Genomic DNA, 22,486 nt, shown 5'->3' on the forward strand with positions numbered 1-22,486 from the left:
GCCCGATGCCGAATTCCAGCCGCCCTCCGGAGAGTACGTCCAGGTAGCCCGCTTGCTCAGCGAGGCGCAGTGGGTGATGCCGCTGCAGGATATTGGCCATCTGACCGATGCGGATCTTCGATGTTTTCATCGCGATCGCCGCGCCGGCCTGGAGCGGGTTCGGGGAGAACTCGGCGCCTTCGGGCTGGAAATGGTGCTCTGTGAGCCAGAAGTAGTGGAATCCCAATTCTTCTGCGAGGGCGGCCTGCTCAATCTGCTGGATGGCTACGCGCTGGTAGGACCGGTGAATCGCGGCCATGTCCGCGCTGGGGAAAGTGACATTCCGGTCCCCGGCGATAGTAGTCATCGGCAAATCAGTTCCGCCGTTGTGGAGGCAGGAAAACTCAATCATGACGTTCCTTTCGTCTTCGTCGTTGAACACGTGTTGCGTGTCATCCCCACAAAAGTAACCGTCGTCACATCCCCTGGTTGTCCCAAAATCGCAGGACCATATCCGCTAGACGCACGAGTCCACCGCGATTGATCATTTCCATTGATCGCCGCCGTGTCGCTGGATAGCGTTCCATGAACGCCAGCCAGGCGAGTCAGACGAAGGGATGCGCATGATTGTTCTGCTGAACCGACACGAGGCAAAGATCCTGGAGGCCGATGACTTCCGCCGACTTCACGTTTCCACTGGCCTGTCGGCGGAGAGCATCGGTGATGCACTCCGGAAATCAGGAATCGGGGCGTCCTACGAGGACGATCACGCCGTGTTGAAGGTGTCGGCCCTACGGGCCAAGGCGTCCTCGGCCGCAACCGGCCCGGACTGGGATGCCGGCTGGGAGAAGATGATCACGTACGCGCGCAGCAAGGGGTGGCTCACGAATGACGAGACTGGCCTTTTCGCCCACGTCGAATTCACGATACCCGGGGTCGCAAACCCCCGTAAGAAAGACTAGATCGCCGGCTACGGAATGCGCGATTGGGTCCGCCGCGCAACTGAAGGCAGCCCAATGACCGAAGCCACATCACGTCCGGTCCCGACGGGCCGGACGTGATGTGGCTTGGTCTATCCGGCGGTGGTCACGTTCGCCGAGCAACGAAGCTCGATACTCGGCTAACAGACTGTGTCCGTTGCCGGAACCTGAGCTGCGACAGCCATCGCAGATGGACCATTAGCCGCCCTGCGGGCAAGGGCTATGTCAAACCGGACACGGGCCCGTGTCTGAGCCTTTAGATCTCGACGGTCAGGGGTTGGGGCGCCGGCCAGGTGTTCCACGAAGTCTCTGATCACTGACTGCTTGATACCTAAAAAGGTGTAATGCGTTAGCAATTCACTCGCGACACCAAGAATTCCGACGACATACCGGTCCCCGCGACCGCTTGCGACAAGTGGATAGGCACGTGCGAGGAAAGGACATCCGTGATGCTCGATCGCGCCTAGAGTAACTGGCTGAGACCAGATGATATGAGCTGCGTCTCATTTGGGCAGACTTTCTGACTTGTCAGTTTCAATTCAGGGACACTTTCCTGCGGCGCGAACTTCCTGCTCCGCACAACTGCCTCTCTTCTACATTCCCAGATTGGACAACTCGTGCGTGGTCTGAAAGACAAAGTTGCTCTCGTAACCGGTGGTGCTTCAGGTATCGGTGCTGCCACCGCTAGGCGGCTCCACGAAGAGGGTGCACTGGTCGCCATAAGTGACATCAACATCAGAGGAGCTCAACAGATCGCTGAAGAGATCGGCGATCGAGCGACAGCGTTCGCGTATGACGCGATGGATGAGCAATCCATCGTCGACATGGTGGGGTCAACCACCGCTCATTTCGGCCGCCTCGATATTCTCCACAACAACGCTGGTGCCTTAGGTTCCGACGACACGACGGTTGCCGACACGCCGTTGGAGGCGTGGGACCACGCTATGAAGTTGAACGTGCGCGCCTATTTCGTCTGTTCCAAGGTTGCGATTCCATTCATGATTTCGGCTGGAGGCGGAGTGATCGTGAACACCGCATCGAGTTCGGCCCTTGGCGGCCAACTCGCCCAAACGGCGTATGGCACTTCCAAGGCTGGCATCGTCGCGCTGACCCAGTACATCGCTACTCAATACGGGCGGCAGAATATCCGCGTGAACTCGATATCGCCTGGGATTATCCTCACGCCCGCATTATTGGACGTAGCTCCGAATCTTGTGGAGGTCATGGGTCCTAGTCTGCTAACTAGTTATCTCGGTACACCGGAGGACATTGCATCGACGGTGGCCTTCCTTGCTTCTGATGACGCCCGATATATCACTGGACAGAACCTCTGCGTGGATGGTGGTTTGTTCGCCCACGCCCCCTACGTCTCGTTCTAGGTTCCCGAAATTCCTCGATAACAAGGACGGTTTTTAGATGAAAGCATGGCAACTTATTGATGCGCATCAGCCGCTGACTCTCCAAGATGTCGACACACCAACCGCCGGCCCTGGTGAGGTCGTGATCGAGGTAAAGGCCGCCGGACTATGTCACACCGACGTCAGCTTCCTTGACGGTACCCTCACTCACCTCCTGGGCTACAAACCCATCACGCTCGGTCATGAAATCGCTGGCGTGGTCAGAAGCGTCGGCGAGGGTGTTTCGAAGTTTACCCCGGGCCAGCGTGTTGCGGTCGCCGCGCACACCGATGGCCCTGGCACACGCTTTCATGGCGGGTACGCACCGCAGGTCATGGTTCAAACCGAACTCCTTGTCCCGATTCCAGATGAAGTCCCCTGGGAACAAGCATCGCCGGCAACGGATGCGGGAATGACGGCGCTTCACGCCCTTAAGAAGGCAGGAGTCACGGAGGGCACCCGCCTGGGGATCATCGGTGCGGGCGGCCTCGGCTCGCTTGCCATTCAGTTCGCGCTGGGAATGGGTGCAAAAGTATTTGTTGCCGAAATCAACGAAAAGGTTCGTGACGCTGTCCGTGAGTATGGAGACGTTCAGGTTGCGTCATCAATTACGAAATACGCCGACAAAGACCTCGAAGTAATCGTCGACTATGCCGGATTCGGCACCACCACAGCAGAGGCTATCGACACCATAGGTGCAGGCGGAACCGTCGTTCAGGTCGGTGGAGCTCCCGAACATGCCACGATCTCCACGCAGGCCATGGTTCTGAAACAGCTTACTTATCTTGGATCCCTGGCCGGAACCCCAGCGGACGTTGAGGACGTGCTTCGCATGATCGCTGCGGGTGATGTGAAGTCGAAGGTGGAGACCATCGCGTTCGAAGACGTTGGGGAAGCTATGGGCCGGTTAGCGAGGGGCGAATCGACAGCGCGAGCAGTCGCTCTCCTCGACTGAAGCCGATCGGCAGGTGCCTCCCGTTGGTCGTCGGGCCAACGTCGGTCTCGTTCAGACCGGGCATAGATCCATACTTTCTGCGACGAACGCTTTAGAAAGTCTTTCTACACGCTTTAGAAACTGCACGGATGGTCCGCGCAGCCCTCTACGAAGGAGTAGACGATGCTTGCACGCACTGACGCGATGCCAGACGACACTTTGCACGCGATAGCTACGAAGAAGGCCTTCAGGCACCTGCTACCGCTTTTGATGGCGGTCTTCTTCATAGCTTTCGTTGATCGGACGAACGTTTCACTCGCTAAGCATTCCCTCGAGATCTCCGCCGGCATCGACGCCGCTGCGTACGGACTGGGGGCCGGGCTGTTCTTCGTCACATACGCCCTGCTCGAGATACCGAGCAACCTCGTTCTCTATCGGGTGGGCCCGCGGATATGGATCAGCCGGATTGCAATCACGTGGGGAATAATCTCCTCGGCCATGCTGATGGTCGACTCACCTGCTGTGTTCTACATCCTTCGCATGCTTCTCGGCGCGGCTGAGGCAGGAATCTACCCCGCCCTCATGTATGTCGTCGCGACGTGGTTCGCGCACTCAGACCGATCGCGAGCTGTGTCTCTTGTGGCACTAGCGGCTGCGATTGGCGGCGTCGTGGCCAACCCCCTTGGCGGCGCGATCATCGCGGGAACCGCGGAGTGGCCGTGGCTGGATGGTTGGCAGTGGATGTTCCTGCTCGAGGGAATCCCAGCCGTTCTGATTGGCCTAGTGATCTTCTTTCGGCTGCCGAACAGCCCGGCCGACGCGCGATGGCTGTCGGGCGATGAAGCTGCCGTCCTCGCGGAGCGCGCCGTCGGCGAAGTGGAACCCCAGCCGACTGTACGCCGCACACTTGCAGCGATCGTATCCACTCCGTTCATTCTCGCGCTTGCTGCAATCTACTTTCTCAGCCAGGTTGCGAACTTCGGCATCATCTTCTTCACGCCGGCGATCGTGGCGGGCATGATCGGTCCCAACATTCAAATCATTGGTCTTATCACGGGCCTCGTTGGACTCGGAGGGGTCACAGGCCTGCTCGTTACGCCGTCCATCCTCAAGAGGTTGGGGGAGATCCTTACGGTCGCCATCTACTCGAGCGCGGTCCTGATTTTTTCACTCCTTTTCGGCATCGTTGACAACAACATTTTCAAACTCGTTACCCTGGCTTTGATCGGTACCTTCGTTATCGGCTCAGTGCCGGTTTACTGGCCAATTATCATGAAACGACTCACCGGACGCACAGCAGCAGCTGGCTTCGCCTTCCTGAACACAGTTGGGCTCGCCGGTGGATTTGTCGGCCCATACTTTTTCGGTCTGAGTGAAGTAGTTACCGGTAGCGCCGCATCGGGTGTGTCCGTGGTCGTCCTGGCAGCTCTAGGCATGGCGCTCTTGACGCCACTCCTGTATTTCGGTGTGCGTAAGTTCGACCGCTCCAGGGCGGGTGAATATGAAGAGGCTGGGTTCGGAAAATGATCGGCGCCCACGTTCTTACCGAGTGGACCGGTAACGTGCTGCGGATGACGCTCGATTCGGATAACCACGTCAATGCGCTCGACACGGCAATGACAAACGAGTGGACCAGATAACCGCCGCCGCGATCAAACCACTGGTCTTGTTTGGTGGATCAGTCTTCATCACTGAAGGTCCTCTCAACCAGGACATGGCCTGAAGTAACTGGAACAGCACGTCACATGAGCTAGGTCTCATTCAATGCAGAAGAGAGGCAGTTGTGTCTGGAGCTTTAAACGGAATCAAGGTCGTGGACTTCGGCCACTTCATTGCGGGCCCCCTGCTCGCAGAACTGCTAGCTCAGAATGGTGCCGAGGTGGTGCACGTCGACCCTCCTGGTGGGCCGCGGCTCTCGGGGAAGCCCGATACCTTCCTTAACCGTGGGAAGAGCAGGGTCACGCTTGACCTTCACAATGACCGCGACCGGCGTAGGGCGCAGGACCTGATTGAGTGGGCTGATGTCTTGGTGGAGAATTTCCGTCCGGGCGTCATGGGCAGGCTGGGTCTTGGGCCAGACGCAATGTGTTCCTCCAATCCTCGCCTTATCTACTGTTCCCTGCCTGGATTTGCCGCCGTTGATCCCCGGTCCTCTATGCCGGGTTGGGAGGGTGTGGTGATGAGCGCCACGGCCGGGTATCGACGTCTGAACGAGCACTGGGACTGGAAAGCACGTGCGCACGTTGATGTCGCTGATCCCGGCAAGCCGTTGTTCACGGCAATCCCTATCGCCTCTAACACGGCGGCGTTTCTGGGTGCTTTGGAGGTAGTGGTCGCACTGATAGATCGGGATAAAACCGGCCGCGGTGCCCGCCTTGAAGTCCCGTTGTCTGAAGCTTTGTTGGAGGTAGTCGGATTTCATCTGGAATTTCCTGGGTTTGTCGGTTCTGGAGATAGTCCACCCCGGCCTTTTTTGGGTTCATATCGGTGTGCGGACGGAGGCTACGTCGACCAGGTGCCCTACCCGCGTTTTGTGGAACGGCTGCTTCGCGCTGCAGGTGTGTGGGAGGAATGGGTTTCCGCAGGTTTGGCAGACCTGGGAGAGATATTTGCAGACCCTGCTCGGCGCAGTGATGCCGAGCGGAGGTTTGCCGGGCTGATGCGGTCGCGCACCTCTACGGAATGGGAAGCGATTGCAATCGATCTGGGTATACCGTTTGCCCGCGTTCGGACCCCGGCTGAGTGGATCGCCAACGAGCACGCGCAGGAGTCTGGAGCGGTAACCTCTGTTGACGATCCAGAGTACGGTCCGATTGCTATGGCCGGTGCTGCCATCCATTTCAGCAGGACTCCGGCGCGAATATCGCGGCGGTCTTTACCAGGTGACGACAGTGGAATGGCTGGGAGTGGATGCCTGCAGGGCAGGCGGGCTTCAGGTCAACAGAACAGGCTGCCTGCTGAAGCGCCCCTTACCGGGATCTCAGTCGTCGAGTTGTCCCAAGTGGTGGCCGGACCGATCGCCGGGCGGTTACTCGCGGACTATGGGGCCCAGGTCATCAAGATCGCGAACCCGGACCCCTCCGGGAACAACGGGTTCCACGGTTCCTTCACGAACCGTGGCAAACAAACTGTGTTCTTGAATGTTCAGAGCGGCCAGGACCTGAACATCTTGGAGGAGGCAATTAAAGGGGCGGACGTTGTACTGCAAAACTACGCCTTCGGCGCGGTGGAACGGTACGGTCTCGGCTTTGAAACATTGAGCGGGCAGCGACCGGATCTCGTCTACGTCTCGTTGAGCGCGTACTCCCGCAAGGGTCCCTGGAAGAACCGGCGCGGGCACGAAAACCAGGCAGTGGCCGCCACTGGACTATCGCATCGATACGGTGGCAGTGATGAATGGCCCATCTACCAGCCGTACCTGATCTCCGACGTCGGGACGGGCATCCTGGGTGCCTTGGCGGCGGTCCTGGGTTTGTTTGAGCGGGGGCAGTCCGGGCTCGGACAGCACATCAGCACGTCCCTCGTGCAGACCGCGACAATTCACCAGGGTATCTACCTGTTCGACGGAACAGAGGCTGGTCGGATGAGCGAGCCAACGGGCAGCGAGGCAGTCGGCTGGTCTGCACTGCAACGCCTGTATCAGGCAGCCGACGGATGGCTGTTCCTTGGTGCAGACTCCGCCCAGGTAGAAGACCTGATACGGGCTGTTGGCATCCCTGACTGCCCCAGCACCAACACAGCTGACGATGCTTACGGACCATTCGCCCAGGCCTTGGCAGTGGCGCTGCGACAGCGCACATGTGCCACTTGGGCAAGCGTCCTGGCAGCAGAAGACATAGCTGTCCAAGAAGTCCGGGAAATTACGCAGGTCGCGTACGATCCGACCTGGCACGGGCGGAACGTTATCCGCTTTGGAAAAAACGGAGAGCGAAGAGACAACGCGCCGATTCTGGGGCATCGCCCGGGAGCCTGGCCAATTCCGGCCGGTGCCTACTCGGATCCCGGTCCGCTTGGAGCCCAAACTTCAGAAATCCGCGCCCAATTCCAACCCATTCATCTCATCACCACCTAGGAGCACTAATGACTACTGAACGTGACACATTGAAAGAGTTCTACCAGTCCAGCGGTGCAGCGTTGACAGCCGCACCGGACATCGACCTTGTTTTTAACAGGGCCCTTCTGGACCAGATCCACCGTCTTTCGGCCGAGCCGAAAAACGTGACGTATGACGAGGTAGACGCCGGAGGCAGGCCAGGTATGTGGTGCATTCCCGCTGGTGCGGACCAGGGCAATGTGATTCTGTACTTCCACGGTGGAGGGTTTGTCGTTCAGAGTGTGAACAGTCATCGAAAGCTGGCCGGACACCTGGCCGCGGCAGCGGGCTGCCGGGTCCTCCTGCTGGACTATCGTCAGGCTCCCGAACATCAGTATCCTTCGCAGATCGAGGACGTCGAGGATGCTTACGGCTGGCTGCGCGGCCAGGGTATTAACCCTGATGGCATCGCGTTCGCGGGCGACTCAGCCGGTGCCTGCCTGGCAGTTTCCTCCGTCGTGCGCCTCCGGGACAAGGAGCTGCCGCTGCCGGCGGCCATCATTGGCTTCTCGCCGTGGTTTGACTTGGAATGCAACGGCGAGTCGTTGGAAACCAATGCGGCAAAGGACGTCCTCGTCAGGGGACCGTTGGTCCAGCAAATGGTGATGGCATACCTCAGTGCGGACACTTCCAGAACGGACCCGCTGGTGAATCCGCTTCATGCCGATCTTGCCGGGTTCCCTCCGGTTTTCCTCACCGCGAGCCTCGACGAGGCGCTCTTCGATAATGCGCAGCGGTTTGCAGACCGGGCCCGGGAAGCGGGCGTGGAAGTTGAGCTGCACACCGTTCCTGGCCAGCAGCATGTCTTTCAGTTTATGGCTGGACACTCTTCGGCAGCGGACCTGTCAATCGCAGAAGCAGGATCTTGGGTTGCGGAACGACTGGGCGTAGTGGCGGCAGTAGGCGCGTGAACGTTTTGAACCCCTGCACCCACTACCAGCAGGGCTTCACCAAACCGTGGACCTATCGCTAAGCAGTTGCTAGGGCAGCAACCCGTCGGGCCTCCTATAAGGAACAGAAGAAGGCTCATATGGACTTGGGGAGCTATTGCATCCCGACAGCCGGCCCACCCACAACCCACCTAACGAGAGAAGTACGACAATGATCAATGGTCCAGGCCAACTCCTCCCAGATGTGGCGGGCCGGTTCGGCGACAAGGCCGCTCTGGTCACAGCGACACGCACGATGACTTTCAATGATCTCAACGAGGCAAGTAACCAGGTCGCGGCCGGCATTGCAGGGCGTGGAATTGAGCCCGGGCGCGTAGTTTCGCTGTACTCGCAGAACCGCTGGGAATGGCTTGTGGCGTATCACGGTGCGCTCAAAGCAGGCGCCGTGGTCAACCCCATCAATGTCATGCTGACAGCCCGAGAGGTGGAGTTCGTTCTCGAGGACTGCGAGTCCGCGATGATTTTCGTCGGCGGGGATGATGCGGCAGACGTAGCCAAAGCCACGCAGAACCTTTCCCACGAGTGCTTAATCGTCTCTTTCGGGAAGAGCATCGATGGTGTGACACCATTCTCGGAGTTTTTATCAGGAGATCATGCAGTTCCGGTCTTCACCCCCGAGCCAGAGATGCCCTGCACGATCGGATACACCTCGGGCACCACGGGGCATCCGAAAGGTGCTATACAGAGTAACCGCGCAGTTGCAACCAATTTCGGACTTACGGCCACGATGCACGGTCGTGATGACCGTGACGTGGTGGTAACGGCGCTGCCGGCGCCCCATGTGTATGGGAACGTCGCGATAAATTCGACGTGGCTCGTCGGCGGCACAGTGGTGCTGATGGAGCGTTTCCGACCAGCGGATGCATTGCACCTGATCGGCGAGCACGGGGCGACGATATTCGAGGGCGTTCCGGCGATGTACGCCACGATGCTTGCCGATCCGGCTATTGAAAAAAGTGACCTGACTTCATTGAGACGTTGTACTGTCGGTGGTCAAACTATGCCAACCGCGACGATTGAACGGTGGGAGAACCGCTCCGGGGCACCATTGATTGAGCTGTGGGGCATGACCGAACTGGCAGGTCTGGGAACCACGCACGCCCTTCATGCGCAGGGGCCCCGAGGGTCAATTGGGGTCCCTTTGCCTGGCATGGAGGCCACTATCAGGGATCTCGCCGACCCTACCCGGGAAGCAGCCCGGGGTGAGGCTGGAGAACTTCTGATGCGTGGTTCCATCGTGATGCTGGGATATTACGGAAAACCTGAGGCTACTGCCGAGGTACTGGACGAAGCGGGCTGGCTACGCACTGGCGACGTTGCCCGTATGGACGAGCAAGGGAACTTGTTCATTGTGGACCGCCTAAAGGACATGATCATCACTGGCGGCTACAACATCTATCCAGCCGAAATTGAACGAGTACTGAGCGCACATCCGGAGGTGGCCCTGGTGGCCGTGGGCCCCATACCCGACACAGTGAAAGGGGAGTTGGCCTGCGCCTATGTTGTGCGAACAAACGGCGCGACGGTTGGTGAGAAAGACCTCATCGAATATTCTGCCGCCCACCTGGCACCCTATAAGCGCCCCCGAATGATTCGGTTCGTCGAAGACCTCCCTAAGACCTCCAGCGGCAAGATCATGCGGCGCAAACTAATCGGCATTCCCCAAAGCGCTGAGGAGATTGGTTCCCCATCGTTTTCACAGGTATCAGAACCACGGTGATACGCAGCCTGACGGATTGGATCTCGCACGGGAAGCGTGGGCGCTCCGTCAGTACGGTCCGATCCTCGGACCACGAAACCGACAATCTGCAGGCGGCGCGTACCGCTCCGCAGAGCGGTTCATTTCGTTTGGGCTCGATACCCGAGAATTGGAGAAGACAACAGGTGCATGCATTGAGCAGTGGCGTAGAGTCGCCGCAAGCAAATTTCACAGTCACCGCTAACGGGCAGAAGATGTTAGCCGAGGATCTGAAAGTGCGTTTGGCGGAGGCAGCGTTGGGCGGTTCGGAGAACTCCCGCCAGCGGCATGCCAGCCGGGGGAAGCTGCTGCCGCGAGAACGTGTTGACCGGCTCTTGGATGAGGGGAGCCCATTCCTAGAGATAGCGCCTCTTGCCGGCAATGGAATGTACGACGGTGATGCCCCCGGCGCCGGCTTGGTCTCGGGCATAGGCCTGGTCCACGGGCGGCACGTGATGGTGGTCTGCAATGACGCCACGGTCAAGGGCGGAACCTACTACCCGATGACGGTAAAAAAGCACCTTCGCGCCCAAGAGATCGCACTGGAGAATGGGCTGCCATGCATCTATCTTGTGGACTCGGGAGGGGCCTACCTTCCAAGGCAGGATGACGTTTTCCCTGATAGGGATCATTTTGGCCGCATTTTCTTTAATCAGGCCAAGATGTCCGCGAGCAAAATCCCGCAGATAGCCGCGGTGCTGGGCTCGTGCACCGCCGGCGGAGCCTACATGCCGGCCATGAGCGACGAAACAGTGATTGTACGTAACCAGGGCACCATCTTCCTGGGCGGCCCACCGCTCGTGAAGGCGGCTATCGGCGAAGTGGTGACGGCAGAGGAACTTGGCGGGGGTGAGGTCCACACCAAAATCTCCGGGGTCGCTGACCACTTAGCCGAAAACGATGAACACGCCTTGGAAATCGTTCGGGATATTGTGGCGACCCTGCCCGCGTCGGCGTCCCCTGCCTGGCAAGTGTCAGAAGCTGTCCTTCCGCCGTTGACCGAACCGGAGGACCTGTACGGGGTGGTCCCTGTGGACGTTAACGCCTCCTATGATGTTCGGGAGGTTATCGCCGGCTTAGTGGACGGCAGTGAATTCCACGAGTTCAAGGCCAACTACGGCGCGACGCTGGTCACGGGCTTCGCCCACATCCATGGGCACCCTGTGGGCGTCGTCGCGAACAACGGCGTGCTCTTTAGCGAATCAGCGCTCAAAGGGGCGCACTTCATCGAACTGTGTGACCAGCGCGGTATTCCCCTTCTATTCCTGCAGAACCTGTCCGGATTCATGGTTGGGAAAGACTACGAACACGGTGGCATAGCAAAGAACGGTGCCAAGATGGTCACCGCAGTCGCCACTGCCCGTGTTCCCAAACTGACCGTGGTTATCGGTGGCTCCTTCGGTGCGGGAAACTACTCCATGTGCGGGCGCGCCTATTCCCCGCGGTTTCTCTGGATGTGGCCGGCAGCCAGGATCTCAGTCATGGGAGGCAACCAGGCCTCAAGCGTCCTGGCCACCCTCAAACGCGAGCAATACGAGGCCGCCGGCGAGGTGTGGACCGTTGAGGAGGAGGAAGCCTTCAAGGCCCCCATCAAGCAGCAATTCGAAGACCAGGGAAGCCCTTACTATTCAACCGCTCGACTCTGGGACGACGGCATAATTGACCCGGCCGACACCCGGCGTGTCCTCGGGATGGCCCTCGATATTGTCTCCCGCCAGCCCTTGCCGGAAACCTCCTTCGGCCTCTTTCGGATGTGAGCACGACAATGAATCAACCCTCAGAAATCAGCAACGAGATGCCAAGGACATTCCACACCGTCCTTGTCGCCAACCGAGGCGAAATCGCCTGCCGTGTCATTCGCACCTTGCGGCGGCTCGGAATCAGGTCCGCCGCCGTGTATTCCGAAGCGGACGCCGACGCACGCCATGTGCGGGAGGCCGACGTCGCGGTCTGCATAGGCGCCGCACCCGCGTCCGAAAGCTACCTGAACATGGACGCCATCATCGATGCCTGTCGGCGAACCGGCGCGCAGGCCGTGCATCCCGGCTACGGCTTTCTCTCCGAGAACGTCGCATTCGCGCGGGCGTTGCAGGACGAGGGCATTACATTCATAGGACCGGACGTCCACTCGATCAACATGATGGGCGACAAGATCCGCTCCAAGAACCATGTCGTTACCCATGGCGTTCCCGTAGTGCCGGGGATCGCGGAGCCTGGCCTGAGCAATGAACAGCTGATGACTGCCGCTGAAGACATCGGCTTCCCCCTTCTGATCAAGCCCTCGGCCGGCGGCGGGGGCAAGGGCATGCATGTCGTCGAACGGATCCAGGACCTGCCCTCTGCCTTGGAAACGGCCCGTCGGGTGGCGCGCAGTTCCTTCGGCGACGATACCCTCTTCCTCGAGCGGCTGGTGCGCTCCCCGCGGCACATCGAAGTCCAGATCCTGGCTGACCGTTACGGCCACACCCTCCACCTGGGCGAACGCGAGTGCTCCCTTCAGCGCCGCCACCAAAAGGTCATCGAAGAGGCGCCCGCCCCGCTGCTCCAAAACCTGTCAAACGGCACCGAGATCCGAGAACGTATAGGTGCCGCCGCCGTCGAGGCTGCCCGGTCCGTGAGCTATGTGGGTGCCGGAACTGTTGAGTTCCTGGTCTCCGATGAAGCCCCGGATGAGTTCTTCTTCATGGAAATGAACACCCGTCTTCAGGTGGAACACCCGGTGACGGAGGAGGTGGCGCGCGTCGACGGCGAACGGTTGGATTTGGTCGAATGGCAGGTGCGCATCGCCGCCGGGGAGACCCTTGACATCGCCCAATCAGACGTGACCCTGGAGGGACACGCGGTCGAGGCGCGCGTTTACGCCGAAGACCCCAGCCAGGGCTTCATACCGTCCATCGGCCGTTTTCTTGAAGTCCGGGAGCCCTCCGGCGCCGGTATCCGGGTAGACAGCTCCCTCATCGATGGTCTGGAAGTATCGCCGCACTATGATCCGATGATCGCCAAAATCATCAGCTGGGGCGGTGACAGGCGAACAGCGCTCCGCAGGCTCGACCGCGCCCTGTCGGAGACGCTGCTGCTGGGTGTCAAGACGAACATCGAGTACCTGCGGCTGCTCATCGGTGATGAGGACGTCACCGCCGGGCGCCTCGACACCACGATGATTGACCGCAAGATCTCATCGATGCAATTCAGGACGTTCGGCGGCGAGGAACTGGCCATTGCTGCCCACGCCCTCATGAGCGGGCAAGGACTCGTGGGCGACCCTTGGAAAAGTAAGGACGCATGGCGGGTAGGCGGCAACGCCAGGACCGTGTTCCATTTGGATGCCGACGGCGGAACGCACATGGTCACCACCAGGCAGGAAGCGGATGGTCAGTCATTCGAGGTCAACGGAGAACTTTTCCATCTCAGGGCCATCAGCGACGGCCTGATCTCGGTGAACGGGATCCGCCGACGGATGTCCGCAGCGGTCTCGGCCGAAGGTGCGGTGTGGCTTGGAATCGAGGGTTGGGACGGGGTTGCCAGGAAGGTCGACCGTGGAGAACTCGTGAAACGCCGCTTGAACTCCCTCGAGCGGGAACCCGGAGCGGCCTGTCCGGAAGTCCGTTCGCCGATGCCAGGCACCACCATCGCCATATCCGTGGCAGACCTGGATTTCGTCGAGGAGGGACAGCCGTTGCTCTCCATTGAGGCCATGAAGATGGAGCACCAGCTCAACGCCACAATGACGGGGATCGTCAGACTGAACCTGAAAGTGGGCGATCCGGTCAAGGCCCAACAGATCGTGGCCACCATCGAGCCCCTCCCAGCGGAGACGACTGGCAACGACACGGAAGAAGAGTCCAAAGACATGGCTGAAGCGAAGGCATAACTCCATGAACATCACTGACACCCAGCGCATCGAACAGCGCGGTCTTTACCTGGATGAACTGAAGGAGGGGACCGTTTACGTTCACCGCCCCGGGCGCACCCTGACCGAAGCCGATAACGTCCTCTTCACCACCTTGACCATGAACAACCAGGGCCTTCACCTGGATGCCGCCTGGAGCGCCACCCAGCCCTTCGGGCAAAGGCTGATGAACTCGCTCTTTACCCTCGGAACTATGATCGGCCAATCAGTGTCCCAGCTGACCGAGGGAACGATCGTCGCCCAGCTCGGCCTGACCGACGTCCGATTTCCCCACCCGATGTTCCATGGCGACACCCTCTACACCGAAACCGAAATCACGGAGGTCCGGATGTCCTCCTCCCGGCCAGGTCAGGGGATAGCCAGCATGAAGCACACCGGACGTAACCAGGACGCCGTCGTCGTGGCCGAAGCGACACGCACCTGCCTGATGTGGACCCGGGAAGCACACGAAGCGTCTGGGCCGGCAGAAGGAAGGAACCTTGACCGCTTTTGACATGGGCCCAGCTATCCTCTTCTGCCCCGCTAACAGGCCAGATCGGTACGCCAAGGCAATGGACAGTGCTGACGCGATTATCCTGGACCTCGAAGACGCCGTGGCTCCCCTCGAACGGCAGAGCGCCAGACAAAGTCTCGTCGACAATCCGGTGGATCCCAACAGAACCATCGTCAGGGTCAATCCAGTGGACACAGACGACTTCGAGCTGGATCTGCGGGCTCTAAGACAAACCGGTTACCGATACATCATGCTGGCCAAGACCGAGACAGCGGACTCCCTGGCCAAGCTGGCAGGCTACTCCGTGATCGCTCTGTGCGAGACAGCCAAGGGGATCCTTAATGCGCCCAGCATTGCGGAGGAAGGCAACGTCGTAGCCCTCATGTGGGGAGCGGAAGACCTGGTGGCTTCGCTGGGCGGCGTAACCAGCCGACTGGCTAACGGACACTATCGCGATATTGCCCTGCACTCCCGTTCCCAGGTGCTCTTAGCGGCAGGTTCCGCCGGAAAGCCAGCGATTGACTCGGTCTACACCAATATCACCGACCTTGCGGGACTCAAGATGGAGTCCGACGACGCCCAAGCAAGCGGATTCGCCGCCAAAGCATCAATCCACCCCGCACAGATGCCGATCATCCGCAGCTCGTTCCTTCCAGCGCAATCCGAGGTTATACAGGCCCGGCGGATCCTTGCCGCGGCAGAGAAGTCCGGCGGAGGCGTGTTCGCTTTTGAAGGACGCATGGTGGACGAACCAATCTTGCGGCATGCCCGAAAGGTCCTCGCCCGCGCGGAACGCTCGGGCACCTGTCCAGAAGCAGACAGCGATGTGAGTACGGCGGAGGCGCTTTCCGGTCGCTGACGAAACACAACCATCACAACGAGAGAGTCCCGGGAGCCGGGGAATACCGGAGGAGGCCGGAATTATGAGCGAATACATTGAAGACTGGACTTGTTTAGCAGGCCGCACCATTTGCATTCGAAGAAGCGGCCGAACTGTCCGCGTCGGACTAGTCGAGACAGTCACGCCGGCCGGCGACATGCTGTGGTTGCGACATGAGGGAATCGAACCGCGAGCACTCTTTCAAAAAGCAAGCGGTGATACAGCGTGGATTGTTCCCGACGGGCCACTGGACTACCCGCCCATTGATCATGTTTACCTGAGTTGACATACGATCATGGCGCGTAGGCACCGACCCGGCGAGGACCGGACAGCTATCTGCGATCGTAGGACATCTCGCGCTACGGCCGCCTCCTACGGTTAATGGACAGAGGCATTCCGCCTCCTTTGAGCCATCGCTCAAAAGCAGCACTCATTAGAAAGAAGGAACCGCCATGAAGTCCCGGCGGCTAATCAATGCCTCAACAGGAGGCAACACCCCAGGCGCCATGCCTTCGCAGGCGAACCAACAGCACATTCCGGCCGAGCTTGAGCTGTTTGGCCCTCATGACGCTGAGGCCACTACGCTCATTCCCCAACTGGCTACGCGCTTTCTGGATGCATCTGGAGCCAGAGATGCCCGGTGATTGTGACGGACGACTGTGCCATCACTCCACCTTTAGTGCCCGCAGGATGAAAGACCCCGCATGTTCCCGCCAGCCTGTACCGGACCAGACATCGCGAGCCGGACATACCGAACGAGGAAAGCAGAGTGCAGGGCACCCCCTGCTCCCACCGCTACCTGCCGAGATGGAGGGGCCAGAAGGTCGTCTCCTCCTCTCGGCTGCCTGGTTCGGATGGTGGTATGAGACCTAAACGATAAACGAAAGTATGGGCCCAAACTTCTGTCGCTTCATGTTGGCCCACAAGCATCCCACCCACTGAACCACATTGACCTAGATTCGGCTTTTTAATGAGCAGTCCAGGAGTCCGACAATGATGTCTAAACTCGCGATTGAAAGCGGTGCATCTGAAACCGGAGCTAAAACGAGAACGCCGCCTGCTGTGAGTGTGTTCTCCACTAGGAAGGCTCCCGTGAGTCACCGGGTGGGGTTGTGGGAGGAACGCAACGAGCAGTCGCTGATCGGCCTGAACGTTTCGACACTGGCCAAGGACAGTGTGGTCAGCACCATGTACAACCTCAGCCTGAGCCGGCTAAGGTTCACCGAGATCTACGGCAACGACCACATTATCGAACGTGCTGCCTCCAATATCAAGCAGCTTCCCGCCGATTCCGTCCTGTTTTGCCTGCTCCTCGAGGGAAACGCCTTCTACTACCATCAGGACGGGTTCGAGACCCTGGGGTCCGGTGACGCGATCCTGTATGACGCCGACCGGCCTTTCATGTATGGGTTCCATACGCCCATGAGGCAGCTCATCCTCGAAATGCCCCGCGACGTCTTCCGGGAAAACACCGGAAGCAGCAGCCCGGGCAGGCCCCGCGTGCTCAGGGGCAGTGGGAGCGGCGCGGCCGATGAGCACGTGCGCACATTGGCCCGGGTCATCCAAGGCACCCTTCGGTCCAAGGCAGCCCCTGAACCGTTGCTGGAGGATGAAGCCCTTGATCTCTTCGGGCTCCTTATCGGGTCGAACGCCGGGCCTCCGGGTCAGGCCTACCTCTTGGCGGCCAAGGGCTTTATCGGCAGAAACTTCCACCGCCCGGACCTCACCACGTCAAGCATCGCCCGCGCTGTGGGCATTAGCGACAGGCACCTCGCCCGGGTCTTCGCAGCGGAGGAATCCTCCGTCGCCCGGTTCGTCATGGACACCCGCCTGGAGCGGGCGTATCGACTCCTGACAGAGACAACTTCCGGGCACGTGCAGGTCCGCGACATTGCCGCCTCCGTGGGATTCGTTTCGGCGGCCCATTTCTCCAGGGCCTTCAGGAACAAGTTCGGATTCACCGCGCGCGAGGCCAGGGATCGAGGCCGGGCACGCCGACCGTAGCCCGCGCGGGGGGACCGCACGTCCCCCCGGTTTTTGGCCCGCCTTGTCTCGTTCTGCCATGCACTTTGCCGGTTCGCGCCATGCCAGGTCAGCTGCGACTGTGACCTGCAACACTCATTGAAACGCCCCATACACACAGATGTGAGGAAAACACCATGACGCAGGAACTTGTCGAAGAGACAACCCAGTTGCACGAGATGAGCGATTTTTCCGATCTGCTCGAACGGCTTCACGCCATTGCCCCGGTGCTTAGGGCCAACGGTGGGGCCAACGAGGCCGGGCGCCAACTCACGGACGAAGTGACCGCGGCCCTCCACGAATCGGGCATCTTCCGTCTGGGAATCCCGCGGTCCGTGGGCGGCTACGAGGCCTCGCCCCGGCAGGTCATCCAGGCCATTGAAACCGTGGCGTACGCCGACGCCTCCGCGGGCTGGGTCGTCATGGCGCTGCAGATGATCACAGGAACCACGGCCGCGTACCTGGGTGCCGAGGCTATCGGGACGATCTTTCCCGACGGCGGCTATTCGCTGATCGCCGGGCAGGGCACCCGCATGGGTAAGGCCACCGAGGTAGAGGGCGGCTACAAGCTAACCGGGTCGTGGAGCTTCGCTTCCGGCATGCCCCAAGCCTCCTGGATCCACACGGCCGCAATCGTGGAGGAAACGGGTGAGGCCCTCATCTTTACCCTCCCCAAGGAGCAGGCCACGCTCATCGACAACTGGGATGTCATGGGATTGAAGGCCACCGGCAGCATCGATTACGTCTGCGAGGACGTCTTCGTCCCGGCGGCGTTCACCTACACAGCCACCACCATGGAACCTCTCAACGGCGGAGCGCTCTACAAAATGGGTTTGGCGAACATGTCCGGCATCAACCACGCCGGGTGGGCCCTGGGCGTCGCACGCCGCCTGCTGGACGAGATGCGCGAACTGGCGCAGAAGAAAACCGGCAACCCCGGCGCCAGCGTGGACACCGAGCAGTACTTCGCGGAATTTGCGCAGTCCGAGGCGAAGCTCCGCTCCGCCCGGGCGTTCGTTTTCGAGGTCTGGTCCGGCAATGAGGTCACCCTCGGCCGCGGCGAAAAACTCACCCGCGAGCAGGAAACACTCACCCGGCTGGCGCTGAACAACGCCACCTGGTCCGCGCACGATGTCTGCATGACCGTCTACAAGTGGGCGGCCACCGCTGCCCTGCGTTCGGGAGACCTGCAGCGCTTTTTCCGGGACATGCACGCCGGGACCCAGCACGTCACATCCGGTCCGGTCGTCCTGCAGAACTGCGGCAAGGTCCTGACCGGCCTGGCCGAGGATTCCCAGTGGAGCTACTTCAACCTGGTCAAGAAGTAGCCACCAGCCTGCCCACGCAGAGCCCACACACCGCACCGACCCCACACTTTCCAGGAGCCACCATGACATCTCAAGCCGCACACGAAGTCCGGCCCCCGGCCGGTCCCGCCTCGGCGTTCGCCGAAACGGTCAGCGCCGACGACTTCAAGGCCGCCTTCCGCAACCATCCGGCCGGCGTTTCCGTCATCACCACCCAGAGCGCCGACGGGCCTGTCGGGCTCACCGCGAGCTCGGTGTTCTCCGTTTCAGTGAACCCCCCGTTGCTGGTTTTTTCGCTCTCCACGCATTCCTCGTCCACACCAGCCATCCGCGATGCGGAGACCATCGTCATCCACCTCATGGGCGCCGGCCAGCTCGAACTGGCCAAGACGTTCGCGACCAGCGGCATCGACCGCTTCGCCGACACATCAATCTGGTCCCGACTGGTCACAGGAGAACCGATACTCCACAGCGCCAACGCCTGGCTGCGCGGCAGGATCGTCAACCGGATAGAGACCGGGTCCTCCACGGTCGTAGCCGTCCAGGTTCTTCAGATGAACGTACAGGACAAGGTCGAACACGATGCGGAAAACGCCCACCCGCTCGTCTACCACAATCGCGCCTGGCATTCGCTGAGCGAAGCCTCGGTCGTTGGGTAGGAAGCGGAAATGAGTCTGACGTTCGAGCACACCACCCTCGGGCAGCGTGTGCTGTTCGGGACCGGGCAGGCCGGGGAAAATCTGGCCTCCGAGATCGCGCGGCTGGGGGCGCGAAGGGTCATGGTCATTGCATCTCCATCCCAGTCCGCGGTTGCGGAAAACATCACGAAGGACGTCGACGTTGCCCTGAACTACGCCGACGTGGCTCCGCATGTCCCGCTTGAAAAGGCGCAGAAGGGCCGCGCCGCCGCAGCCGAGCGTGGCATCGACCTGCTGGTCTGCGTCGGCGGCGGATCCACCATCGGCCTGGCCAAGGCCATCGCGATGACCTCGGGGCTGCCCATCGTCGCGGTGCCAACCACCTATGCGGGTTCCGAAGCGACCAACGTCTGGGGTCTGACCGAGGACGCACGGAAGACCACCGGCGTCGACGATAAGGTTCTACCGGCCACAGTCATTTACGACGCCCGCCTCACGCTGGCATTGCCCGTGGAGTTGTCTGTGGCATCGGGCCTGAACGCACTCGCGCACTGCGTGGACTCGATGTGGGCCCCCCGGGCCGACCCCATCAACCAGACGCTGGCCGCGGAGGGCATCCGGGCCCTGAACCGTGGGCTGCGCACGATAAAGCGAGATCCCCACGACCGCGACGGGCGGGAGGAGACGCTCTATGGCGCGTACCTCTCCGCCGTGGCCTTCGCCTCGGCAGGATCCGGGATACACCACAAGATCTGCCACGTCCTGGGCGGGGCATACAACATGCCCCACGCCCACACCCACGCTGCCGTGCTTCCCTACGTGCTCGCCTTCAACGCACCCTTCGCACCGGAGGCCGAGCGGCGGATCGCAGCGGCGTTCGGCTCTGACACCGCCGTTGAGGGGCTCAACGCTCTGCGCGCGGCTCTCGATGCGCCCACCGCACTGAAAGACTACGGCTTAGCCGAGGAAAACATCCCCGAAGCCGCACAACTCATCCTGCCCGTCATACCCGTTTCAAACCCGCGGACCGTCACCGTCGAGAACCTCGAAGCGCTCCTGACCGCTGCCTGGTCCGGCACCACACCCGGACTCTAAGGAACCACTATGACCGCACCCTCATCAACACAACCGATCACTTCCGAGCAGGCCGCCGTCGAGCTACAACTCGTGGACACCGTCGTCGCATCTTTCGACAAGACTGAAGATCCTCGCCTCAAAGAGATCATGCAGTCCCTGACCCGGCACCTGCATAACTTCGTCCGCGAAGTCCGCCTCACCGAAGGCGAGTGGAACACCGGGATCGAATTCCTTACCGCCTCGGGCCACATCACCGATGACAAACGCCAGGAATTCATCCTGCTCTCGGACGTGCTGGGCCTGTCCATGCAGACCATCGCCATCAACAACACCACATACACCGGCGTCGCCGCGGCCACCGAAGCCACAGTCTTCGGGCCCTTCTTTGTGGACGACGCACCCGAAATCCCCCTGGGTGGCGACATAGCCGGCAGTGCGGCAGGCCAGCCCTGCTGGGTCGAGGGAACCGTCACCGACACCAACGGGAACCCGGTTCCACGGGCGCGCATCGAAGTGTGGGAAGCGGACGACGACGGCTTCTACGACGTCCAGTACTCCGACGGAAGGGTCGCCGGACGGGCCCACCTTTTCGCCGACGAAAACGGCAAGTACGCGTTCTGGGGACTCACCCCGACCCCCTACCCGATCCCGCACGACGGGCCGGTGGGAAAAATGCTCCAGGCCGTGGGCAGGTCCCCCGTCCGCGCCTCCCACCTGCACTTCATGGTCACCGCCCCCGGCCTGCGGACCCTCGTAACGCACATCTTCGTTGACGGAGACCCCCAGATTGAGATTGGCGACTGCGTGTTCGGCGTCAAAGAATCCCTCATCAAGAAGTTCGAACAGCAGGCGCCCGGCAGCCCCACCCCCGACGGCCGCGGCCTCGGCAACCAGACCTGGGCCCGTACGCGCTTCGACATCGTCCTTGCCCCCCAAGACGCCTAGAAGCAACCCGACCAAAGGAAGTTTCCCCATGGGACCTACAACTGCTCCCCATAATGCCGCCAACCCGCTCATCACCTCAAAACGGGGTCAAATTTGGATTGCCGGCGAAAAGACCTCCGGCGCATACGGCACGGTCCAACGCGCCCCGCTCTTTGCATCGTGGGAGGCACCGGAAACGATAATCCACCCTTACCCGCTGGTCCTCATCCACGGAGGGGGTGGGCAGGGAACGGACTGGACCGGCACGCCCGATGGACGGCCAGGCTGGGCGACCAGGTTTGTCGAGGCCGGTTTCGTTGTGTACGTGGTTGACCGCCCAGGCCACGGACGATCCCCCTATCACCCCGCCGTGGTTGGCGAGATGGGGGCACCGTTCCCTTACGAAGGCGCCAAGTCGCTCTTCTATCCCGACGACGCAGCCACCGAGCAAACCCAATGGTCATACTCCCGCACCAGTGAATCGGACGAAATTGACCAGTTGGTCGCCGCGATGGGCCCCCTGCCAGAGGACCTCGCCGAGTCCCAGAGAATGGACGCCGAGCGTCTGGGCCGCCTCCTGGACCTGACCGGCCCCGCCGTCCTGGTCACGCATTCCGCCGGCGCACCCGCGGGCTGGCTCACCGCCAACGAACGCCCGGACCTCGTCAAGGCGATCGTCGCGGTGGAACCGATAGGGCCGGCCTTTGCCGAGTTCCCTGGAATTGGCCGGCTGGACTGGGGACTGACGGCCGCCCCCATCACCTACGAACCCGATCGTGAAAGTGCCGAGGAAGCCTTCAACGCCGCAGCCGGAACCCTTAAGATCCCGGCTTTGACAGGGACGCCCGTTGCGGTCCTCACAGGCGGCGCATCTGCCTTCGCAGCCTTTGCCCCGCAAGTCGTCGACTTTCTCCAAACCGCAGGCGCTTCCGTGGAATGGATCCATCTGCCTGAACAAGGGATTGAGGGGAACGGCCACGGACTGATCTTTGAAGCCAACTCTGACGAAATCGCCCGGCTCGTTGGAGACTGGATAGCAACCAGGATCGCCCACAATGCGCCCCTGGCTACGTCCACCTCCCGCAGTGGTCCGGAGATTGTTCTGGCCCCAGGGAAGGGCGTGGTTTCGCTGGCCGGAACTCCGTAGGACGGCGTAGATTCGGT

Annotated in this window: 18 protein-coding genes; 17 read left to right on the top strand and 1 reads right to left on the bottom strand. The window is 60.9% G+C overall.

The window, feature by feature from the left end; translation table 11 throughout:
* Positions 1 to 391: LLM class flavin-dependent oxidoreductase (locus J7I89_RS24065; protein ID WP_214975739.1), on the bottom strand; the 391-nt coding region annotated here is incomplete at its 3' end.
* Positions 392 to 602: 211 nt separating this feature from the next.
* Here J7I89_RS24065 and J7I89_RS24070 point away from each other — a divergent pair.
* The 17 genes from J7I89_RS24070 to J7I89_RS24150 all read left to right on the top strand — a co-directional run bounded on the left by J7I89_RS24070 (position 603) and on the right by J7I89_RS24150 (position 22,469).
* Positions 603 to 941, top strand: coding sequence for a hypothetical protein (locus tag J7I89_RS24070; protein ID WP_214975741.1), 339 nt, complete (start codon positions 603 to 605; stop codon positions 939 to 941).
* A gap of 635 nt (positions 942 to 1,576) precedes the next feature.
* Positions 1,577 to 2,338 (top strand): SDR family NAD(P)-dependent oxidoreductase, encoded by a 762-nt coding sequence (locus tag J7I89_RS24075; RefSeq protein WP_214975743.1) that lies wholly within the window; start codon positions 1,577 to 1,579, stop codon positions 2,336 to 2,338.
* A 37-nt stretch (positions 2,339 to 2,375) separates the two neighbouring features.
* A complete protein-coding gene (locus J7I89_RS24080; RefSeq protein ID WP_214975745.1) occupies positions 2,376 to 3,311 on the top strand; it encodes an alcohol dehydrogenase catalytic domain-containing protein in 936 nt (311 codons plus the stop codon).
* A gap of 162 nt (positions 3,312 to 3,473) precedes the next feature.
* Complete coding sequence (locus tag J7I89_RS24085) at positions 3,474 to 4,817, top strand: MFS transporter (protein ID WP_214975747.1); 1,344 nt, start codon at positions 3,474 to 3,476, stop codon at positions 4,815 to 4,817.
* A 256-nt stretch (positions 4,818 to 5,073) separates the two neighbouring features.
* Entirely contained in the window at positions 5,074 to 7,362 is a 2,289-nt protein-coding gene (locus J7I89_RS25860) for a CoA transferase (protein WP_308160027.1), read from the top strand.
* Between the two features lie 8 nt (positions 7,363 to 7,370).
* On the top strand, positions 7,371 to 8,294 hold the full coding sequence (locus tag J7I89_RS24095) for an alpha/beta hydrolase (RefSeq protein ID WP_214975752.1): 924 nt from the start codon (positions 7,371 to 7,373) through the stop codon (positions 8,292 to 8,294).
* A 190-nt stretch (positions 8,295 to 8,484) separates the two neighbouring features.
* Entirely contained in the window at positions 8,485 to 10,053 is a 1,569-nt protein-coding gene (locus J7I89_RS24100) for a class I adenylate-forming enzyme family protein (RefSeq protein WP_214975754.1), read from the top strand.
* 173 nt (positions 10,054 to 10,226) lie between these two features.
* Positions 10,227 to 11,828 carry a carboxyl transferase domain-containing protein gene (locus J7I89_RS24105; RefSeq protein WP_251045799.1) on the top strand — a complete coding sequence of 534 codons (1,602 nt, stop codon included), beginning with the start codon at positions 10,227 to 10,229 and terminating at the stop codon, positions 11,826 to 11,828.
* A gap of 38 nt (positions 11,829 to 11,866) precedes the next feature.
* The gene (locus J7I89_RS24110; RefSeq protein ID WP_214975757.1) at positions 11,867 to 13,942 is read left to right on the top strand and encodes a biotin carboxylase N-terminal domain-containing protein; all 2,076 of its coding nucleotides are present in this window, start codon (positions 11,867 to 11,869) and stop codon (positions 13,940 to 13,942) included.
* Between the two features lie 4 nt (positions 13,943 to 13,946).
* Entirely contained in the window at positions 13,947 to 14,474 is a 528-nt protein-coding gene (locus J7I89_RS24115; protein WP_214975759.1) for a MaoC family dehydratase, read from the top strand.
* 1 nt (position 14,475) lies between these two features.
* Positions 14,476 to 15,333, top strand: a complete 858-nt coding sequence (locus tag J7I89_RS24120) for a CoA ester lyase (RefSeq protein WP_214975803.1) — start codon at positions 14,476 to 14,478, stop codon at positions 15,331 to 15,333.
* 1,113 nt (positions 15,334 to 16,446) lie between these two features.
* Positions 16,447 to 17,358, top strand: coding sequence for a helix-turn-helix domain-containing protein (locus J7I89_RS24125; protein ID WP_214975761.1), 912 nt, complete (start codon positions 16,447 to 16,449; stop codon positions 17,356 to 17,358).
* Positions 17,359 to 17,513: 155 nt separating this feature from the next.
* Positions 17,514 to 18,704, top strand: a complete 1,191-nt coding sequence (locus J7I89_RS24130; protein WP_214975763.1) for an acyl-CoA dehydrogenase family protein — start codon at positions 17,514 to 17,516, stop codon at positions 18,702 to 18,704.
* Between the two features lie 62 nt (positions 18,705 to 18,766).
* Positions 18,767 to 19,342, top strand: coding sequence for a flavin reductase family protein (locus tag J7I89_RS24135; protein ID WP_214975765.1), 576 nt, complete (start codon positions 18,767 to 18,769; stop codon positions 19,340 to 19,342).
* A gap of 9 nt (positions 19,343 to 19,351) precedes the next feature.
* Positions 19,352 to 20,416, top strand: a complete 1,065-nt coding sequence (locus tag J7I89_RS24140) for a maleylacetate reductase (protein ID WP_214975767.1) — start codon at positions 19,352 to 19,354, stop codon at positions 20,414 to 20,416.
* A gap of 9 nt (positions 20,417 to 20,425) precedes the next feature.
* Positions 20,426 to 21,343, top strand: coding sequence for a dioxygenase (locus J7I89_RS24145; protein WP_214975769.1), 918 nt, complete (start codon positions 20,426 to 20,428; stop codon positions 21,341 to 21,343).
* Between the two features lie 28 nt (positions 21,344 to 21,371).
* Positions 21,372 to 22,469: an alpha/beta fold hydrolase gene (locus J7I89_RS24150; RefSeq protein WP_214975771.1), complete on the top strand. Its 1,098-nt coding sequence runs from the start codon at positions 21,372 to 21,374 to the stop codon at positions 22,467 to 22,469.
* Positions 22,470 to 22,486 lie beyond the last annotated feature (17 nt).

This window comes from Arthrobacter sp. ISL-5, from assembly GCF_018613835.1.
Classification (GTDB): domain Bacteria; phylum Actinomycetota; class Actinomycetes; order Actinomycetales; family Micrococcaceae; genus Arthrobacter.

What these genes read in the sequence shown, in the direction of transcription:
- J7I89_RS24110 (WP_214975757.1), top strand. Translation starts at nt 11,867, where the DNA reads ATGCCAAGGACATTCCACACCGTCCTTGTCGCCAACCGAGGCGAAATC.
- J7I89_RS24120 (WP_214975803.1), top strand. Translation starts at nt 14,476, where the DNA reads ATGGGCCCAGCTATCCTCTTCTGCCCCGCTAACAGGCCAGATCGGTAC.
- J7I89_RS24145 (WP_214975769.1), top strand. Translation starts at nt 20,426, where the DNA reads ATGACCGCACCCTCATCAACACAACCGATCACTTCCGAGCAGGCCGCC.
- J7I89_RS24085 (WP_214975747.1), top strand. Translation starts at nt 3,474, where the DNA reads ATGCTTGCACGCACTGACGCGATGCCAGACGACACTTTGCACGCGATA.
- J7I89_RS24080 (WP_214975745.1), top strand. Translation starts at nt 2,376, where the DNA reads ATGAAAGCATGGCAACTTATTGATGCGCATCAGCCGCTGACTCTCCAA.
- J7I89_RS24070 (WP_214975741.1), top strand. Translation starts at nt 603, where the DNA reads ATGATTGTTCTGCTGAACCGACACGAGGCAAAGATCCTGGAGGCCGAT.
- J7I89_RS24140 (WP_214975767.1), top strand. Translation starts at nt 19,352, where the DNA reads ATGAGTCTGACGTTCGAGCACACCACCCTCGGGCAGCGTGTGCTGTTC.
- J7I89_RS24130 (WP_214975763.1), top strand. Translation starts at nt 17,514, where the DNA reads ATGACGCAGGAACTTGTCGAAGAGACAACCCAGTTGCACGAGATGAGC.
- J7I89_RS24115 (WP_214975759.1), top strand. Translation starts at nt 13,947, where the DNA reads ATGAACATCACTGACACCCAGCGCATCGAACAGCGCGGTCTTTACCTG.
- J7I89_RS24095 (WP_214975752.1), top strand. Translation starts at nt 7,371, where the DNA reads ATGACTACTGAACGTGACACATTGAAAGAGTTCTACCAGTCCAGCGGT.
- J7I89_RS24150 (WP_214975771.1), top strand. Translation starts at nt 21,372, where the DNA reads ATGGGACCTACAACTGCTCCCCATAATGCCGCCAACCCGCTCATCACC.
- J7I89_RS24100 (WP_214975754.1), top strand. Translation starts at nt 8,485, where the DNA reads ATGATCAATGGTCCAGGCCAACTCCTCCCAGATGTGGCGGGCCGGTTC.
- J7I89_RS24135 (WP_214975765.1), top strand. Translation starts at nt 18,767, where the DNA reads ATGACATCTCAAGCCGCACACGAAGTCCGGCCCCCGGCCGGTCCCGCC.